Consider the following 15,806-nt stretch of genomic DNA (forward strand, 5'->3'; position numbering starts at 1 on the left):
TTTTTCACTTTATTTTATTTTACTTTCTCTGTGTTTTGCGGCTGCTAAGTTTGGTGATCCACCTAAAATAGGCTCTGTTATACTTAGTGGAACAGGTAATGTTCTCTCTTTAAATCCAAGCACAGGGAGAATAACCAAGAAATGTAAGAAATAATAGGCAGTGGCTACTCTTGCAATTAATAAATAAAGACCTTCTGCAGGCATTGCTCCCATGTAACCAAGAATTAAAACGTCTGCTACTAAAATCCAGTAAAACTGTTTATACAAAGGTCTGAATACTGCTGATCTAATTTTTGAAGTATCTAGCCAAGGTAAAGCTGCAAGTATTAAAATAGCAGATAGCATTGCAATTACTCCAAGTAGTTTATCCGGTACCGATCTTAGTATTGCGTAAAAAGGTAACAAATACCATTCTGGAACTATATGAGCTGGAGTTACCATAGGATTTGCCTCTATGTAATTATCTGCGTGACCCAAAATATTAGGCGTATAAAAAACAAAAAATGCAAAAACAATCATAAACATTAATAATGCAAAACCATCTTTAATAACAATGTATGGATGGAATGGGACAGTATCCTTAGATGGTTTTTTGATATCAATACCAACTGGATTATTATTTCCAGGTACATGCAGAGCCCATATATGTAAAATTACAAGTCCTGCTATTAAGAATGGGATTAAATAATGTAGAGTAAAAAACCTTGTTAAAGTTGGATTATCAACTGAGTATCCACCCCATAACCATGTTACAATTCCCTCACCTACTAACGGGATTGCACTAAATAAATTTGTAATAACTGTTGCTCCCCAGAAACTCATTTGTCCCCAAGGTAAGACGTAGCCCATGAATGCAGCTGCCATCATTAACAAGTAAATTACTATACCTATAATCCAAATTATTTCTCTTGGTGCTTTGTAAGAACCATAAAATAACGATCTAAAGATATGAATATACACAGCAAGAAAAAACATCGATGCACCATTTGCATGTATGTATCTAATTAACCATCCGTAGTTAACATCTCTCATTATATGCTCAACACTTTCGAATGCCATGTCAGCATGAGCAATGTAATGCATTGCCAAAGTTAATCCTGTTATAATTTGTGTGATTAAGCAAAAAGTTAAAATTCCTCCAAATGTCCACCAGTAATTTAAATTTTTTGGAGTAGGATAATCCGTTAAATGATTTGCAAGAGTTAGTAACGGTAATCTATCATTAAACCATTGACCAACTTTTGATTTAGGTTGATAATCGTGATCACTCATAACAGCTGTACTATCCTATTTTAATTGTGTTTGCGTTTACGAATTCATATTTTGGAACTTCCATATTCCAAGGAGCTGGTCCTTTTCTAATTCTTCCAGACGTATCATAGTGAGAACCGTGACAAGGACAAAACCATCCATTATAATCACCTTTGTCATTCAAAGGCACGCATCCTAAATGAGTACAAACTCCAAGCATGACTAACCATTCAGGATTTTTTGCTCTATCCTCATCTTTTTCTGGATGAATTAATTCTTCCATTTTAACAGATCTTGCTTCGTCGATCTCTTCTTGTGTTCTTCTTCTAATAAAAACTGGTTTTCCTCTCCATAGAACTGTAATTGTGTTTCCAGGTTTGACTGAACTTACATCTACCTCGGTACTTGCTAATGCTTTAACTGAAGCATCTGGGTTCATTTGATCTACCATGGGCCACACTACTGCTGCAGCTCCAACTGCACCTACAGCTGTGGTCGCTGTAAATAAAAAATCTCTTCTTTTTTTTGGCTTTTTATCTGACATTTTAAATAGTTTTTTGTTAAAAAATTAATTTAATATACGATTTCTTATAAGATAACAGTAATTTTTCTACTGAAAGAATGACACATTACGGATGAAACCTAGACCTAAAATTTCACTATACGAGCCAGATATTCCACAGAATACAGCTGCAATTATACGAACGTGTGCCTGTTTAGGGGCGGAATTAGAAATTATTGAGCCTTGTGGATTTTTATTATCTGACAAAAGGTTTAAAAGAGTTGTCATGGACTACATGGACTATAGTAAAATTAAATTCTACCAAAGTGCAGAACATTTTTTTGAAGAAAAAAAGAATCAAAGAATTGTTTTAATGACAACAAAGGGTTCTATAAATTATACTAAATTTAATTTTAAAGCTGATGATACAATATTATTTGGAAGAGAGAGCGCTGGTGTTCCAGAGAAGGTTCATAAGCTGATTGATGATCGTCTAAAAATTCCAATGAATGAAAATGCTAGATCTCTAAATATAGCATCCTCAGTTGCAATAGTTTTGGCTGAAAGTTTAAGGCAAAATAATTTAATGTAATATGGACAATTCAATTAAAAAAGACCTAGCTAGCAATTGGTTCAAATTATTACAAAATGCAATTTGTAATGACATACTTGAATTAGAAAACAACAAAATAAAATTTGTATCAACTTCTTGGAAAAGAAACTCTAAAAAAGATGAAGGAGGTGGTGAATATAGAATTTTAAAAAATGGAAAAATTTTTGAAAAAGTAGGAGTAAATTTCTCAAAGGTATATGGAAAATTTCCTAAAAAATTTCAAAAAAATATACTAGGAGCTGAGAAAGATCCTAGATTTTGGGCTTCAGGAATTTCAATAGTTATGCATATGCAAAATCCACACATTCCAGCTATGCATTTTAATACAAGATATATCAGCACTCAAAAAAATTGGTTTGGAGGGGGAATGGATGTAACCCCAGCCATCAAAGATGATAATGAAAAAAATAAATTTCATAAAACTTTAAAGTTAATGTGTGATCAACATAATAAAAATTATTATAAAAAATATAAAAAATGGTGCGATGAATATTTTTATTTACCCCACAGAAAAGAAGCTAGAGGAATTGGGGGAATTTTTTTTGATTATAAAGATGATAATTTCGAAAAAGATTTTAAATTTGTAAGAGATGTTGGTATTACTTTTCAAATGATTTTTAATGAAATTATTAGAAAAAAAATTAACAAAAAATGGTCTTTAAAAGAAAAAGAGAAGCAGTATATTAAGAGAGGTCGTTACGCAGAATTTAATTTACTGTATGACAGAGGAACTAAATTTGGATTACAAACTGGTGGTAATGTTGAAGGAATTTTAATGTCATTACCTCCCTTAGCAAAGTGGAAATAAAAAATGGAAAAAGAACCTATAACTTCAAATGGTCTAAAAAAATTAGAGGAAGAACTCATTTTTTTAAAAGAAAAGAAAAGACCTGAAATAGTTGCTGCAATTGCTGAAGCAAGATCGCATGGAGATCTCAAAGAAAATGCCGAATATCATGCTGCAAAGGAAGAACAATCTCACAATGAAGGTAGGATTACTGAAATAAACGACATAATAGCTAGAGCTAATGTAATTGATGTAACTAAATTAAATAATGAGGGCAAAGTAATTTTTGGATCAACTGTATATTTAGAAGACTTAGATAGTGGAGAAAAAATAAATTATAAAATTGTTGGAAAAGATGAGGCTGACTTAAAACAAAAATTAATTTTCTTTCAGTCACCAATTGGAAAAGGATTAATAGGTAAAAATAAAAGTGATCTTGTGGAAATAAACACCCCCTCAGGCACAAAGAATTTTGAAATTAAAGACGTTAAATATATTTAACTTTTTACAATTTTTTCAACTTGTTTATCTGAAATTTGAAATCCATTTTGAACCCAGGTTTCTTCAATAAGTTTTAATTTATTACCTAAAATTTTACCCTCAGGAATTTTATACTTAGACATTAAAATATTTGCTCCAATTTTTAATTCAGGCAATGTTTTATTTTCATAAATTTTAAGTAATTTTAATAATTTATTTTCTACCTTACTTGAAAAGAACAATTTAAAATTAATTATATCAATCACAGTTTGTCTGCCATTATAGTAAAATATTTTATTAAAGTTTTTTTCTGTAAAACTTTTAATATTCACATTTTCTTTGAAAAAATAATGAATTAATTTGAGCCTCTTTTGATCTTTTTTTGAGATTTTAAATTTGTAAATAAAATAATCAGTATTGTCTGTTTCATCAATAATCAGTAATGCAATTATAAAAATAAAGTCAAAGCTACTGATAGCTTTAGAACTGAATGAATTTAGCTTCTTAAAATGATTAATATTTTTAAATTGTGGAAATACTATTTCTAATATTTCTAAACTTTGTTGATCTTCAAATAATTTGAGAAAATTTTTTGATTTAACTGTCTTTTTAAATTCATCTAATAATCTTTCAGCAGATAAGTTCGAAATACCTTTGATATTTTTTTTAAATATTTTAATTATCTCTGTTTTATGATTTTCAGTTGAGTAATTAATATGAAAACGGAAATATCTTAATATTCTTAAATAATCCTCTTGAATTCTTTTTTCTGGATCTCCAATAAATTTTAAAACACCTTTATTTAAATCTAGCTTACCATTTTGTGGATCAAATAAATTTCCTAAACTATCAGAGTAAATAGCATTAATTGTAAAATCTCTTCTTTTTGAATCTTCTTTCCAATCAGAAGTAAATTCAACTTTTGCATGTCTTCCGTCTGTAGCAACGTCTTTTCTAAGTGAAGTAATTTCATAGTTTTTTTCATTTATTACTGCAGTTATCGTGCCATGTTCTTTACCTGACTCAAAAAATTTAATTTGATGTTTATTTAGTGCATCACAAACTTCATCTGGTGTAATGTTAGTTGCTAAATCAATGTCATCTACTTCTTCTCGATTTATAATTTTTCTAATACATCCTCCAACAAATCTTAATTCACTATTTTCAGAATAATTGTTAATTGCTTCAAAAATTTTTTTTGCAGGAGTGTTCTCGGATATGTTTTTTATATTTTTACTTATGTAATTAAGATTTTTGGACCTAAAAAAAATTTTATCTAAAAATTTATCCATATATATGGCTGGGGCGCTAGGATTCGAACCTAGGATGCAGGTACCAAAAACCCGTGCCTTACCGCTTGGCTACGCCCCAATATTATAGTTCCTATAACACAAAAAAAATAAATTTATATAGTTTTTGATACACACAACCAACAATTTTTAAATTTCCTCTTAAATTGAACTTTTGCTGAATTACAGTCTTTGACTGATTTATAGTATGCAATAACTGTAGATCCAGACCCAGTCATTCTTACAAACTCAGGATTATTAGTCTTTTCTAAAAACAACTTAATCTTTTTTATTTGTGGGTATTTTGAAATTGCAACATCTTCTAAAGTATTACTTTGATTTTTTAAAAATTTATAACCAAACATATTTTTTTTTGGATTATTAAATTTTGGTTTTTTAAAATTTTTAACGTTAGAATAAATTTTTTTTGTCGCACAACCAAAATTGGGCTTTATTAAAAGCATATTTAGAGTCGGACAATTAAAAAATTTTTTGATTTTATTGTTTGAAAGTAAAACTGAGCTAGATGGGTCTATACCTAAAATAACATCAGACCCTATTTCAGAGCAAACCTCCAAAATTTTCTTTTCACTAATTTTAATTACCTTTTTTTTATTTAAAAAATTTAAAATACTCGCAGCATTAATAGAACCACCACCAAGTCCTGCTTTTTGAGGAATATTCTTTGTTATAGAAACTCTAAATTTTTGATTTAGCAATAATTTTTCTCGATCTAGTATTTGAAAGAGTTTTTGAACGGTATTTTTTTTTCCAATACCTTTCGCAAATTTCCCTTGAAAAGAAATATTATGTTTTTCACCTCCTTTTTTTTTTATTGAAATAACATCATACAAATCAATAAAACTAATGATGCTTTCAATTTTATGTAATGATTTATTTTTTCCTGTTACATTGAGAGCTAAATTGATTTTAGCATGAGACTTTAAATTTAATTTCATTGAATAGATTTAAAGCCAGTAATCAATTTTTTGTTTATATTTTCTATCATATCATCTTCAGTATCATCAAAGCTCAACACACTATTCCAAAAATATCTCGCCTGAATTTTTTGATCTAGCTTCCACAATATATCTCCGTAATGATCATTTACTATTGGGTCATCAGGCATTAATTCTACAGCTCTTTTTAAATATTTTTCTGCTTCTTTATATTCCTCTATCAAGAAATATGCCCAACCAATTGAGTCAATAATATAGGGATCATTACTTTTTAAATCATATGCTATTTTTAACATTTCCATCGCTTCATCTATTTTGTAATCACGTTCTAACCAAGAATAAGCAAGATAATTTAGGACATATGCATCATTAGGTCTTATTCTTAATGCATGAAGTAAATCTTCATCTGACTTCTCATAATTACCTAATCTTTCGTAACTCCCACCTCTTCGATATAAAATATCTGATTTAATTACAGATGTATCCTCTAGTGAGGAGATTAATCTTGAATAATTATCAATTGCAAGTTCATAATTTTTAGAGTTTTTGTAAAAATTCGCTAAATCAAAAATCATCTTTGGATTAGGTTTTTCAATATTTTTAAATTTAGACTCGATATAGCTTGTGCCCTTTTCATAATTTTGTTCTTTCACTATTATTTGCGCTTCTTTTTTAACTCTAAACCAATAATAAAACTCATCAGTCTCTTTAAATTTTCTTACTATTTTTTTTACCTTGTTGTATTCACCATCTGCAAAGAAATTTTCTGCAACAAGGGATAAATTAAATTCAAATTTAGGATTTAAGTATATTGATAAATTTAAATAAAAATTTGATTTTTCAAAATTATCTTGTGATGAATAAAGATTTGATATCAAAAATAAAAATTCACTAATTATATCATTGTGGTTTCCACATGAGAAAATTTTTTCAAAACTTTTAAACTTATTATTATCTATCCAGCTTTTGGTTTGAGTTAACAAAAGTGTTGAGCCAATATAATCAATTTGATCAATTACTGACTTTGCCTGATCAAACTCCTTATTCTGAATAAGATAATTTATATAAAAAAATATATATCTTGAATAATCACCTTGTTGACTGTTGATTAAATTTAAAAAGAAAGAGCTGGTTCTTTGATCATTATAATGACATCTTTGAAATGCCTCAGCTATTAATGATAAGTTTCCAAAATTTTTCTTATTAGGTAAAAGTTTTTTATTTTTAAAAGTGTAAATGTACTGCTTTAAAGTCTCAAAAATTACTAGATTAATTCTATTTTCTTCCTGAAATCTCAAACTTTGATCTAAGTAAATATCAGCTTTATCAAAATCATTTTTTTTCAAACTATCAATTATTAATAAAACATATGCATCAAAAAAATTGGAGTTGCTTTTTTTTGAGTTATTTTTTATAACATTAATTGCTTGCGCTACTTTGTTTTCCAATACAAGAGAATTAACGTATCTTTTTAAATAATTGTCATGGCTGTTTAATAAAACTTTACTTAAATTGAAATATTTTAAAGCTTCTGAATTATCTCTATTTTCATAAGCTATAATACCTGAAAAATAATTAGATAAATCTCTTGAGTTGAAATCATTAAAACTTGTACTTTTAGAATAAACGGGTGTCTGATAGGATAACACTAATAACAATATGATTTTAAATATTTTAGATATCATTTAATCCTTGTAAGGTGAAAAAATTGATAAATCAAAACGACAAATTAAACGAAGAATTAATAAATACAATAGAAGCCAATTTTGTATTTGATAAAAAACCTATTAATAGGTTTTCTGAAGTCAAAAAAGAAAGTGATATCAATCAAAGAAATAAACAAGATTTATTAGAAAATCTAAAGAAACAATTAAATTCAATTGAAAATTGTAAACTAAGAAATAATTCCAAAAATATTGTTCTTGGAGAAGGAAATATTGATAGTCCTATAATGTTAATCGGAGAAGCACCAGGCGAAATTGAAGACAAAGTTGGAAACCCTTTTAAAGGAGAAAGTGGAGAGCTTTTAGACAAAATGTTAATAGCAATAAATATTAAGAGACAAAATATTTATACAAGTTATGCAATAAATTTTAGACCACCAGAGGATAGAAAACCAACTTCACAAGAAATTAAACGTTACTCAAACTTTTTAAAAGAACATATATCTATTATTGATCCCAAAATTATAATTTTAATGGGTAGCACAGCTATGGAAGCTGTTACTGGGATTAATGAAAAAATATCTTCAGAAAGAGGTAAATGGAAGGAAATAATTTTAAATAATAATACTTATCCTTTAATGATAACTTTTAACCCTTCTTATTTAATTAGATATCCAGATAATAAAAAATATTCATGGGAAGATTTAAAAAAAATAAGAGAAAAAGTTAAAGAGTTAAAATTAACAATTTAATGAAATTAATAGCTGGTGTTGATGAGGTCGGCAGAGGTAGTTTAATAGGTCCTGTTTATGCTGCTGCTGTCATTCTCAAGAAATCTGCGGATCCAAAAATTTTAAAAGACTCAAAAGTGTTGAGTAAAAAAAAGAGAGAATACCTTTTTAATTATATTAAAAAAAATTCAATTTGGTCATTAGGCAAAGCTTCTGTTAACGAGATTGAAAAACTCAATATACTAAATGCAAGTTTACTGGCTATGAAAAGATCTATATTAAAATTAAAAAAAAAACCAACTCTTGTATTGATAGATGGAAACAAAATTCCAAATTTAAAAAATTATAAATTAAAATCGATCATAAAGGGTGATAAAAAAATTCCATCAATTTCTGCAGCCTCTATAATAGCAAAAGTATCAAGAGATAGATTAGTTGCTACTCTATCAAAAAAAAACAAAGGTTATCATTGGGATAAAAATTTTGGATATGGAACTAAACAACACTTACAAGCATTAAAGAAACTAGGCATAACCAAACATCATAGAAAAACTTTCTCTCCTATATCTAGATTAACTTAATACTACATCTAGTTATCATTAAAATTCGATACACAAATCGAATCTAATTTTTTCAATCACAGGTTGACCGAGGAATCCATTTGGAGTCTAATTAATTTTTTACAAATGAAATCTGATTTTAAAAATAAAATAATTAACGGAAACAGTCTCGAAGAATTAAAAAAAATTCCACGTGAAACTTTTGATTTAATTTTTGCTGACCCTCCATATAATTTACAATTAAAAGGTGAATTGACTAGACCAGATAGATCAAAAGTAAGCGCTGTAAACGACAAGTGGGATCAATTTGAAAATTTTAAAAAATATGATGAGTTTACGTATGAATGGCTTAATGAATGCAAAAGGATTTTGAAAAAGGATGGAGCTATTTGGGTTATAGGTAGTTACCATAATATTTTTAGAGTAGGAACTGCAATACAAAATTTAGGTTTCTGGATACTAAATGATGTCATCTGGAATAAAAATAATCCAATGCCTAACTTTAGAGGCACAAGATTTACAAATGCTCATGAGACTTTAATTTGGGCTTCGAAGAGTGAAAAATCAAAATACACATTCAATTATCAGTCTTTGAAATGTTTAAATGATGATCTTCAGATGAGATCTAATTGGAGTCTTCCTATTTGTAGTGGTTCTGAACGACTTAAAAAAAATGGAAAAAAAATTCACTCTACTCAAAAACCAGAATCACTTTTACATAGAATTTTACTAGCTACATCAAATAAAAATGATCTAGTTCTTGATCCTTTTTTAGGTTCTGGAACTTCTGCTGCAGTTGCAAAAAAACTAGGGAGAAATTATTTTGGTATAGAAAAAGAAAAGAATTATTTTAAAGCTGCTGAGGAACGTTTAAAGGCTACCAAACCAATTGAAGATGATTTATTAGATACACTTAAAAATAACAGATCAAAACCAAGAATTCCATTTGGATCGTTGGTAGAGCTTGGAATAATTAAGCCTGGAACAAATATTTTTGATAATAAGAAAAAAATAACAGCAAGAATAATGGCTGATGGTAGCATCAAACACAACCAAGCGGAAGGTTCTATTCATAAAGTTGCAGCTACTATTTTGGGAGCTGAAAGCTGTAATGGTTGGACATTTTGGCATTGTGATATTAATGGACGAACCTACCCAATCGATTACTTGAGACAAAGATTAATTTCTAAAAATTAATCTTTATAAATTTTACCTAAATAACTTTGCAGAAATTTTTTATTTTTTGTCAAAAGCTTTAAAAAAATATTTCTAAAAAAGATCATAATCGGATTTGATAAATGAAAAGCAAATTGATTAAAATCAGATCTTCTATTAATCATTTTTACTCTCTCTAATCTAGAATTATAAAAATCATTTTTTTGGTTAATTATAACTTTATGTAATTGATTAGCTCCTTCTATTGATTGTGAGGCTCCCTGAGCAAAAGAAGGAGAGAATGCAAAAAAAGCATCTCCAACTAAATAAATATTTTTGGGAGGAATAAATGGATTTTTACTTACAAAAACTGGAAACAATTTAATATCTTCAAGACTCTGAAATACTTTTGATGAAATTTTCTTGGATAATTTTTGTTTAATGTTTTCAATAAATGTACTTTCATTACAAAGATTGTGGTTTTTTTGCTGATCGGAATTTAACTTATTCTTCAATATCCCAATAAAATTAAAATTTTCATCATTATTAAGTGGATATAATACATAATGAAAATCTGATCCTAAAAATAAAGAAATATTATCCTCGTTTATAATATCAAGACTTTCTTTAGATACACTGGCTCTAACAGCGATAGTGTTATTGTAAATTGGTTCTGAATTATTATTTGAAATTAATGACTTTCCTTTTGAAAATACACCGTCTGAAATAATTAAATGATCACAAGTTGTTTTTTCTTTATCAAAAGTTAAATTTATTGAATCATTGCTGTATTCTATCTTGTCCAAACTGCAGTTAAACTGGATTGTATTGTTATCCAGTCGATTTATTAGAAACTGAAGTAATTTTGATCTTTTCAATGTTGTATACTTACAATCATCAAAATTAAATTCTGAAATATCTAAATCACAAATTTTCTTTGAATTTTTAATTTGATAAAAGTCAATTTTTTTTGGATTAAATTTCTCTTTGTTCGACAAGGAAGAGAAGCCTAATTTGTTTAATAACTTTACGCTATTAACAGATAATTGAATGCCATAACCTTCCCCTATTTCTAATGAAGTTTTTTTTTCATAAATTGTGACCTGATAATCTTTATTTCCTTTAAATAAGTTAGCTATAAACAGACCCGAAATACCTGCGCCAATAATTGCTATTTTTTTCATTTTTGACTTTCTAAGAATTTTATTATCTTTTTGGTAAATGTTGGAAGTACATAATTTTCAAGCTTTGCAGGATTTATCCAATTAATATTTTTGTCAAAGTAATGCTTCTTTTTATATTCAATTTTAATATTCATATTCATATTAGATATTTTAAAATTTAAATCTTTATCAAAATTTTTAGGATTATTTAATTGATCCATTGGAAAAATATTTAAATTTTTTAAAAAATTAAATTTATTATTTTTGATTAATAAATATTGATTATTTTTTTTATAAACATTCAATTTATAATATGTTTCCTTGTTAATTTTCTTTAATTTCACTAAATCAAAATTTTTATTTTTAAATGCTTTGCAATTATTAGATAGTGGACATTTATTACAATTAGGGTTTGTAGGTTTACAAATTAATGCACCCAATTCCATCAAAGCTTGCGCATAATCGCTTGATCTTTTTGTCGATGTCCCAAAAATTTTTTTTTGATCTTGTAAGAATTCTTTTTTAATTTGACTTTGTTTCTTTAAATACAGATATCTTTTTAATACTCTTTCAATGTTTCCATCCAAAGGAATTATTGGTTTGTTAAATGCGATTGCTGAAATTGCACTCGCTGTATAATCGCCAATACCTGGTAATGATTTTAATTCATAAAAATCTCTAGGTATTTTTTTATTGAATTTTTTAACAATTATTTGAGCAGTTTTTTTTAAATTTCTTACTCTTGAATAATATCCAAGACCTTCCCAAAGTTTGGTTAATTTTCTATCATTATATTTTGATAACTTTTCAATATTAGGAATATTTTTAATAAATCTATTAAAATAAGGTATCACAGTAGCAACCTGAGTTTGTTGCAACATAAACTCGCTAACCAATATAAAGTATTGTTTCTTTTCTTGTGAAACCTTATTTCTCCAAGGTAAAGATCTCTTATTTATATCGTACCAATTGAGAATTTTATTTGTTATTATTAGATCTTTCATATGCAATTTAAAAATAATACTAAGCAGAGAAATACTAGCATTCAAGGATTAAGATCTTTCAAAGACACTTTGCCAAAAAATCTAAAAAAAATTATTAATAAAAAAGGTCATATATATTCAGAAACACTCAGTAATTGGAAATATTTAGTCGGGAATGAATTGTTTAAAGTCTGTTTCCCAAAAACATTCAAAAACTCAAATCGATTTGGTGTGAGTACTTTAGTTGTAATGGTTAAAAGGGGCCATGAAGTAGATGTAGAATATTCAAAAAAAAACATTTTAGATAAAATGAATAATTTTTTTGGCTACGATGTTGTTGAAAAGCTCAAATTTATTAGCTTTGATGAGGAACAAAAAACTAGCAGTTTGAATGAAATTAAATCTAATAATGTGGCAATTAGTAAATATCGCGATAAAATCAAAGATGTTAAAAACGAAAAGATTAAAAAATCATTAACAGAATTAACAAAAGTTTATAAGGAAAAATGAAAAAAATTATATTACTTGCCATAATTGTTTTAGGAAGCTTTTCAAATTTAAACGCTGAAGAAATAAAAAGAATTATTGTTGGAAATAAAGACGCAAAAATAACTATAATTGCGTTCGAGTCACTAACTTGCAGCCATTGTGCTAATTTTCATAAAAACGTTTATCCAGAACTTAAAAAAGAATATCTGGACACAGGTCTTGCTAAAATAGAATTTAGACATTTTCCTTTAGATATTGCCGCCTTCAACGCTTCAAAAGTTGCTCAATGTAAAAATGATGGTAATGCTGATATTTTGGAAAGTTTATACGCCAACCAACAAAAATGGGTAAAGGGAAGCTCTATTGAAGAAGCAAATAAAAATCTTCAAATATTTTTAAAAAATGAAGGTTTCTCCATCGATTTTGAATCTTGTGTGAATAACAAAAATATTGAGGATTTTGTGTTAAATGACCGAATAGATGGTTCTAAAAACTTCAAGGTAAACTCAACTCCTACGATAATAATAAATAACAAAAAATTCGAAAAAAAACTTAATTATAAAAATTTAAAAAAAGCACTAGAAAAAATGATATAAGTTAGTGCATGGAGTTTAAAAAAATCCAATTAAATGGATTTAAATCATTTGCTGAAAAAACAAATTTCTTGATAGAAGAAGGTCTTACTGGAATTGTTGGTCCTAACGGCTGTGGAAAATCAAACATAGTAGAATCTTTAAGATGGGTAATGGGAGAGACCTCTGCAAAAAGTATGAGAGGTTCAGGAATGGAAGATGTAATTTTTTCAGGTACATCTAATAAAGCATCAAAAAATATTGCAGAAGTTTCCATAGAAGTAGAGAACAAAGAAAAAGAAGGTCCCATTCAATATCGTGAATTAGAAAACATTCAAGTTAGACGAAAAATTGAAAAAGATAAGGGTTCTAAATTTTATATTAATGACAAAGAGGTAAGAGCAAGAGATGCTCAAATGTTTTTTGCAGATCTTTCAACGGGTGCACATTCCCCTTCTATGATTAGTCAAGGAAGAATTGGAGCTTTAGTGACAGCAAAACCTACTGACAGAAGAGCAATACTTGAGGAGGCAGCTGGAATTTCTGGTTTACATGTAAGAAGACATGAAGCTGAACTTAGACTTGGCGCGGCTGAAAATAATTTAAAAAGAGCTGATGAATTACGAAGGCAACAAGAAAAACAATTGGCAAATCTTCAAAAACAAGCGGAAGAAGCTACAAAATACAAATTAATTTCAGAGGAAATAAAAAAAATAGAGGCTGGTCTATATTATCTAAGATTATTAGATATCGATAAGGAAATAAGAATAGAAAATGAAATTAATACAGAGGCAGGAGGAGAAGTTGAAAGTTTCAACAATCAGATATCTGAACTTGAAAACTTAATAAAAACTTCAACTGATAAAGTTGCTCCACTTAGAGAAAAAAATATTGAAAATTTATCAAGAATACAGAGACTTAATTTGGAACTACAGAACCTAGATGAGGAAAATACTAGAATTCAAGATGAAATTGAAACAATTAAGAAATCAATAAAGACTTTAGACGAAGACATAACTAGAGAAAATGGAATTATTATTGATGCTAACTCCAATGAAAAAAGATTAAAGGAAGAAAAGTCAGATTTAATTGAAGTAGATTCAAAATATTTTGAAACAGAAAAGTTATCAAACGAAGATCTAGAAAATGCAAAAAATGAACTTGAAAGAGAGCAAAAAGAAGTTGACGAAGTTGTTAATAGTTTAGCTGACGATACAATTAAAATAAGCATTGGTCCTATAAAGGATGTAAAAAATTCAATTACTAGAGCAAAAGAATTAATTGATAATAATGAGATAAATCAAGCAGTTACATTACTCGATAGATGTAATATGGAATTAGACAATTTTATTAATGATTTAAAAAATGAAAAATCAAGAACAGAACTATTAAGTGTAAATGAGAAATCTCAAAATATTAAAATACTTCAAGAAAAATATGCTGATGCATATAGTAAAAATCAGTCGATAAAGAATGAATCGGTAAAAAGAAATGAAAGAATAAAAACAATAGAGACTGAGATAGAAAGCTGGAAAAATCTTTTATCAAATTCAGAAAAAATGGTAAATGAATTAACTGAAAGAAAAAATAAATTATCTAAACAATTAAATGATTTAGAAAATCAGCCAAGAGTACAAGCAGAAAGAAAAGGTCAAATTTCAGAAAATTTAAGAATTTCTGATGAAGAAAAAATAGAGAACGAAAAAATTATAGAAGAAACTGATAAAAAAATTGAAACTTTAAGAGCTCAACTAAATGAGATACAAGAGCAATCAATTCAAATTAGAGAGCGAAAAGCTAGCTCAGGTGCAACCATAGAAGGTTTACAAAAAAGAAAAAATGATTTGCTTGATAGGGTTAATACAGAATTAAATTTAACAGAAGAAAATATTTTAGAAAATTCAAATTTATTTGGAGTTGAAGAACTTCCAAATCATGTTGATCAAGAAGATGCATTAGATAAAAAAAAACAACAAAGAGATCAATTAGGTTCTGTAAATTTAAAAGCAGATGAGGAAACTAGTAAGTATGAAGAAGAAATAAAAAAAATGGAACAAGATCGTAGTGACCTAGTTACTGCAATTGTTAAACTTAAAGATAGTATTGATGAGCTAAATCAAAAAGGAAGGGAAAGACTTGTTGAGGCATTTGAAAAAGTTAACAGAAAATTTAATGAGGTTTATACAAAACTTTTTAATGGAGGAAATGCCAAGCTTGAATTAGTAGACTCTGATGATCCATTAGAAGCTGGTTTAGAAATGTTAGTCAGTCCACCAGGAAAAAGGCTTCAATCTATAACTTTATTATCTGGTGGTGAACAAGCACTTACTGCCCTATCTTTGATATTTGCAGTATTTTTAACTAACCCTTCTCCAATTTGTGTTTTAGATGAGGTGGATGCTCCTCTTGATGACGCTAACGTTACAAGATTTTGTAGCTTGCTAGAGGAATTAATTAAAATTACTAACACTAAATTTATAATTGTTACTCACCACGCCTTAACAATGTCTAAAATGAACAGGCTATATGGGGTAACTATGCCTCAAAAAGGGATAAGCCAACTGGTAGCCGTAGACCTTCAAAAAGCAGAAAGTATGGTTGCTTAACC

16 protein-coding genes and 1 tRNA gene are annotated in these 15,806 nt (G+C 27.9%); 9 read left to right on the forward strand and 8 right to left on the reverse strand.

The features are described from left to right. Positions 1-9: 9 nt before the first annotated feature. Positions 10-1,272, reverse strand: a complete 1,263-nt coding sequence (locus ACTTA8_RS05545; protein ID WP_440613798.1) for a cytochrome b — start codon at positions 1,270-1,272, stop codon at positions 10-12. Between the two features lie 10 nt (positions 1,273-1,282). Then, positions 1,283-1,795, reverse strand: coding sequence for a ubiquinol-cytochrome c reductase iron-sulfur subunit (petA, locus tag ACTTA8_RS05550; RefSeq protein ID WP_075506393.1), 513 nt, complete (start codon positions 1,793-1,795; stop codon positions 1,283-1,285). A 91-nt stretch (positions 1,796-1,886) separates the two neighbouring features. Here petA and ACTTA8_RS05555 point away from each other — a divergent pair, with 91 nt between their 5' ends. The 3 genes from ACTTA8_RS05555 to greA are packed head-to-tail and all read left to right on the forward strand — an operon-like array spanning position 1,887 to position 3,654. Beyond that, positions 1,887-2,345: a tRNA (cytidine(34)-2'-O)-methyltransferase gene (locus ACTTA8_RS05555; RefSeq protein WP_440654803.1), complete on the forward strand. Its 459-nt coding sequence runs from the start codon at positions 1,887-1,889 to the stop codon at positions 2,343-2,345. Between the two features lies 1 nt (position 2,346). After that, on the forward strand, positions 2,347-3,174 hold the full coding sequence (hemF, locus tag ACTTA8_RS05560; RefSeq protein ID WP_440654805.1) for an oxygen-dependent coproporphyrinogen oxidase: 828 nt from the start codon (positions 2,347-2,349) through the stop codon (positions 3,172-3,174). Between the two features lie 3 nt (positions 3,175-3,177). Beyond that, a complete protein-coding gene (gene greA / locus ACTTA8_RS05565; RefSeq protein ID WP_440633748.1) occupies positions 3,178-3,654 on the forward strand; it encodes a transcription elongation factor GreA in 477 nt (158 codons plus the stop codon). Here the strand turns inward: greA and ACTTA8_RS05570 are convergent. The 4 genes from ACTTA8_RS05570 to ACTTA8_RS05585 form a co-directional block, all read right to left on the reverse strand. Further along, positions 3,651-4,925 carry a CCA tRNA nucleotidyltransferase gene (locus ACTTA8_RS05570; RefSeq protein ID WP_440654806.1) on the reverse strand — a complete coding sequence of 425 codons (1,275 nt, stop codon included), beginning with the start codon at positions 4,923-4,925 and terminating at the stop codon, positions 3,651-3,653. The two genes, greA and ACTTA8_RS05570, sit on opposite strands and share 4 nt — an antisense overlap. Before the next feature lie 5 nt (positions 4,926-4,930). Continuing rightward, positions 4,931-5,004, reverse strand: a tRNA-Gln gene (locus ACTTA8_RS05575). A gap of 34 nt (positions 5,005-5,038) precedes the next feature. Then, positions 5,039-5,881, reverse strand: coding sequence for a 4-(cytidine 5'-diphospho)-2-C-methyl-D-erythritol kinase (locus ACTTA8_RS05580; RefSeq protein ID WP_440654807.1), 843 nt, complete (start codon positions 5,879-5,881; stop codon positions 5,039-5,041). Beyond that, positions 5,878-7,566, reverse strand: a complete 1,689-nt coding sequence (locus ACTTA8_RS05585) for a tetratricopeptide repeat protein (protein ID WP_440654809.1) — start codon at positions 7,564-7,566, stop codon at positions 5,878-5,880. The genes ACTTA8_RS05580 and ACTTA8_RS05585 overlap by 4 nt, the downstream gene beginning before the upstream one ends. Before the next feature lie 14 nt (positions 7,567-7,580). Here ACTTA8_RS05585 and ACTTA8_RS05590 point away from each other — a divergent pair, with 14 nt between their 5' ends. From ACTTA8_RS05590 to ACTTA8_RS05600, 3 genes are all read left to right on the forward strand, one after another. Next, complete coding sequence (locus ACTTA8_RS05590) at positions 7,581-8,297, forward strand: uracil-DNA glycosylase (RefSeq protein WP_440654811.1); 717 nt, start codon at positions 7,581-7,583, stop codon at positions 8,295-8,297. Further along, complete coding sequence (locus ACTTA8_RS05595; RefSeq protein ID WP_440654813.1) at positions 8,297-8,857, forward strand: ribonuclease HII; 561 nt, start codon at positions 8,297-8,299, stop codon at positions 8,855-8,857. Before ACTTA8_RS05590 ends, ACTTA8_RS05595 begins: the two co-directional genes overlap by 1 nt. A gap of 105 nt (positions 8,858-8,962) precedes the next feature. Next, the gene (locus ACTTA8_RS05600; RefSeq protein ID WP_440654814.1) at positions 8,963-10,033 is read left to right on the forward strand and encodes a site-specific DNA-methyltransferase; all 1,071 of its coding nucleotides are present in this window, start codon (positions 8,963-8,965) and stop codon (positions 10,031-10,033) included. Here the strand turns inward: ACTTA8_RS05600 and ACTTA8_RS05605 are convergent. Beyond that, positions 10,030-11,175: a salicylate 1-monooxygenase gene (locus tag ACTTA8_RS05605; RefSeq protein ID WP_440654816.1), complete on the reverse strand. Its 1,146-nt coding sequence runs from the start codon at positions 11,173-11,175 to the stop codon at positions 10,030-10,032. The genes ACTTA8_RS05600 and ACTTA8_RS05605 overlap by 4 nt on opposite strands. Continuing rightward, positions 11,172-12,158 (reverse strand): A/G-specific adenine glycosylase, encoded by a 987-nt coding sequence (locus tag ACTTA8_RS05610; RefSeq protein ID WP_440654817.1) that lies wholly within the window; start codon positions 12,156-12,158, stop codon positions 11,172-11,174. Before ACTTA8_RS05610 ends, ACTTA8_RS05605 begins: the two co-directional genes overlap by 4 nt. On the opposite strand from ACTTA8_RS05610, the gene ACTTA8_RS05615 reads away from it, so the two are divergent. Genes ACTTA8_RS05615 through ACTTA8_RS05625 form a run of 3 tightly spaced genes read left to right on the forward strand, consistent with a single transcriptional unit; the run spans position 12,159 to position 15,804 of the window. Further along, positions 12,159-12,647 carry a DUF721 domain-containing protein gene (locus ACTTA8_RS05615; RefSeq protein WP_440654818.1) on the forward strand — a complete coding sequence of 163 codons (489 nt, stop codon included), beginning with the start codon at positions 12,159-12,161 and terminating at the stop codon, positions 12,645-12,647. It abuts the gene before it with no gap. Continuing rightward, complete coding sequence (locus ACTTA8_RS05620; RefSeq protein ID WP_262589778.1) at positions 12,644-13,222, forward strand: DsbA family protein; 579 nt, start codon at positions 12,644-12,646, stop codon at positions 13,220-13,222. Before ACTTA8_RS05615 ends, ACTTA8_RS05620 begins: the two co-directional genes overlap by 4 nt. Before the next feature lie 8 nt (positions 13,223-13,230). Next, entirely contained in the window at positions 13,231-15,804 is a 2,574-nt protein-coding gene (locus ACTTA8_RS05625; protein WP_440654820.1) for a chromosome segregation SMC family protein, read from the forward strand. Positions 15,805-15,806: the final 2 nt, after the last annotated feature.

Source organism: Candidatus Pelagibacter sp. HIMB1506 (genome assembly GCF_052047935.1).
GTDB lineage: Bacteria > Pseudomonadota > Alphaproteobacteria > Pelagibacterales > Pelagibacteraceae > Pelagibacter.

Excerpts from the sequence above, each read along its gene's own strand:
- ACTTA8_RS05545 (WP_440613798.1), bottom strand. The coding sequence starts at position 1,272 with ATGAGTGATCACGATTATCAACCTAAATCAAAAGTTGGTCAATGGTTT.
- petA (WP_075506393.1), bottom strand. The coding sequence starts at position 1,795 with ATGTCAGATAAAAAGCCAAAAAAAAGAAGAGATTTTTTATTTACAGCG.
- ACTTA8_RS05555 (WP_440654803.1), top strand. The coding sequence starts at position 1,887 with ATGAAACCTAGACCTAAAATTTCACTATACGAGCCAGATATTCCACAG.
- hemF (WP_440654805.1), top strand. The coding sequence starts at position 2,347 with ATGGACAATTCAATTAAAAAAGACCTAGCTAGCAATTGGTTCAAATTA.
- greA (WP_440633748.1), top strand. The coding sequence starts at position 3,178 with ATGGAAAAAGAACCTATAACTTCAAATGGTCTAAAAAAATTAGAGGAA.
- ACTTA8_RS05570 (WP_440654806.1), bottom strand. The coding sequence starts at position 4,925 with ATGGATAAATTTTTAGATAAAATTTTTTTTAGGTCCAAAAATCTTAAT.
- ACTTA8_RS05580 (WP_440654807.1), bottom strand. The coding sequence starts at position 5,881 with ATGAAATTAAATTTAAAGTCTCATGCTAAAATCAATTTAGCTCTCAAT.
- ACTTA8_RS05585 (WP_440654809.1), bottom strand. The coding sequence starts at position 7,566 with ATGATATCTAAAATATTTAAAATCATATTGTTATTAGTGTTATCCTAT.
- ACTTA8_RS05595 (WP_440654813.1), top strand. The coding sequence starts at position 8,297 with ATGAAATTAATAGCTGGTGTTGATGAGGTCGGCAGAGGTAGTTTAATA.
- ACTTA8_RS05600 (WP_440654814.1), top strand. The coding sequence starts at position 8,963 with ATGAAATCTGATTTTAAAAATAAAATAATTAACGGAAACAGTCTCGAA.
- ACTTA8_RS05605 (WP_440654816.1), bottom strand. The coding sequence starts at position 11,175 with ATGAAAAAAATAGCAATTATTGGCGCAGGTATTTCGGGTCTGTTTATA.
- ACTTA8_RS05610 (WP_440654817.1), bottom strand. The coding sequence starts at position 12,158 with ATGAAAGATCTAATAATAACAAATAAAATTCTCAATTGGTACGATATA.
- ACTTA8_RS05615 (WP_440654818.1), top strand. The coding sequence starts at position 12,159 with ATGCAATTTAAAAATAATACTAAGCAGAGAAATACTAGCATTCAAGGA.
- ACTTA8_RS05620 (WP_262589778.1), top strand. The coding sequence starts at position 12,644 with ATGAAAAAAATTATATTACTTGCCATAATTGTTTTAGGAAGCTTTTCA.
- ACTTA8_RS05625 (WP_440654820.1), top strand. The coding sequence starts at position 13,231 with ATGGAGTTTAAAAAAATCCAATTAAATGGATTTAAATCATTTGCTGAA.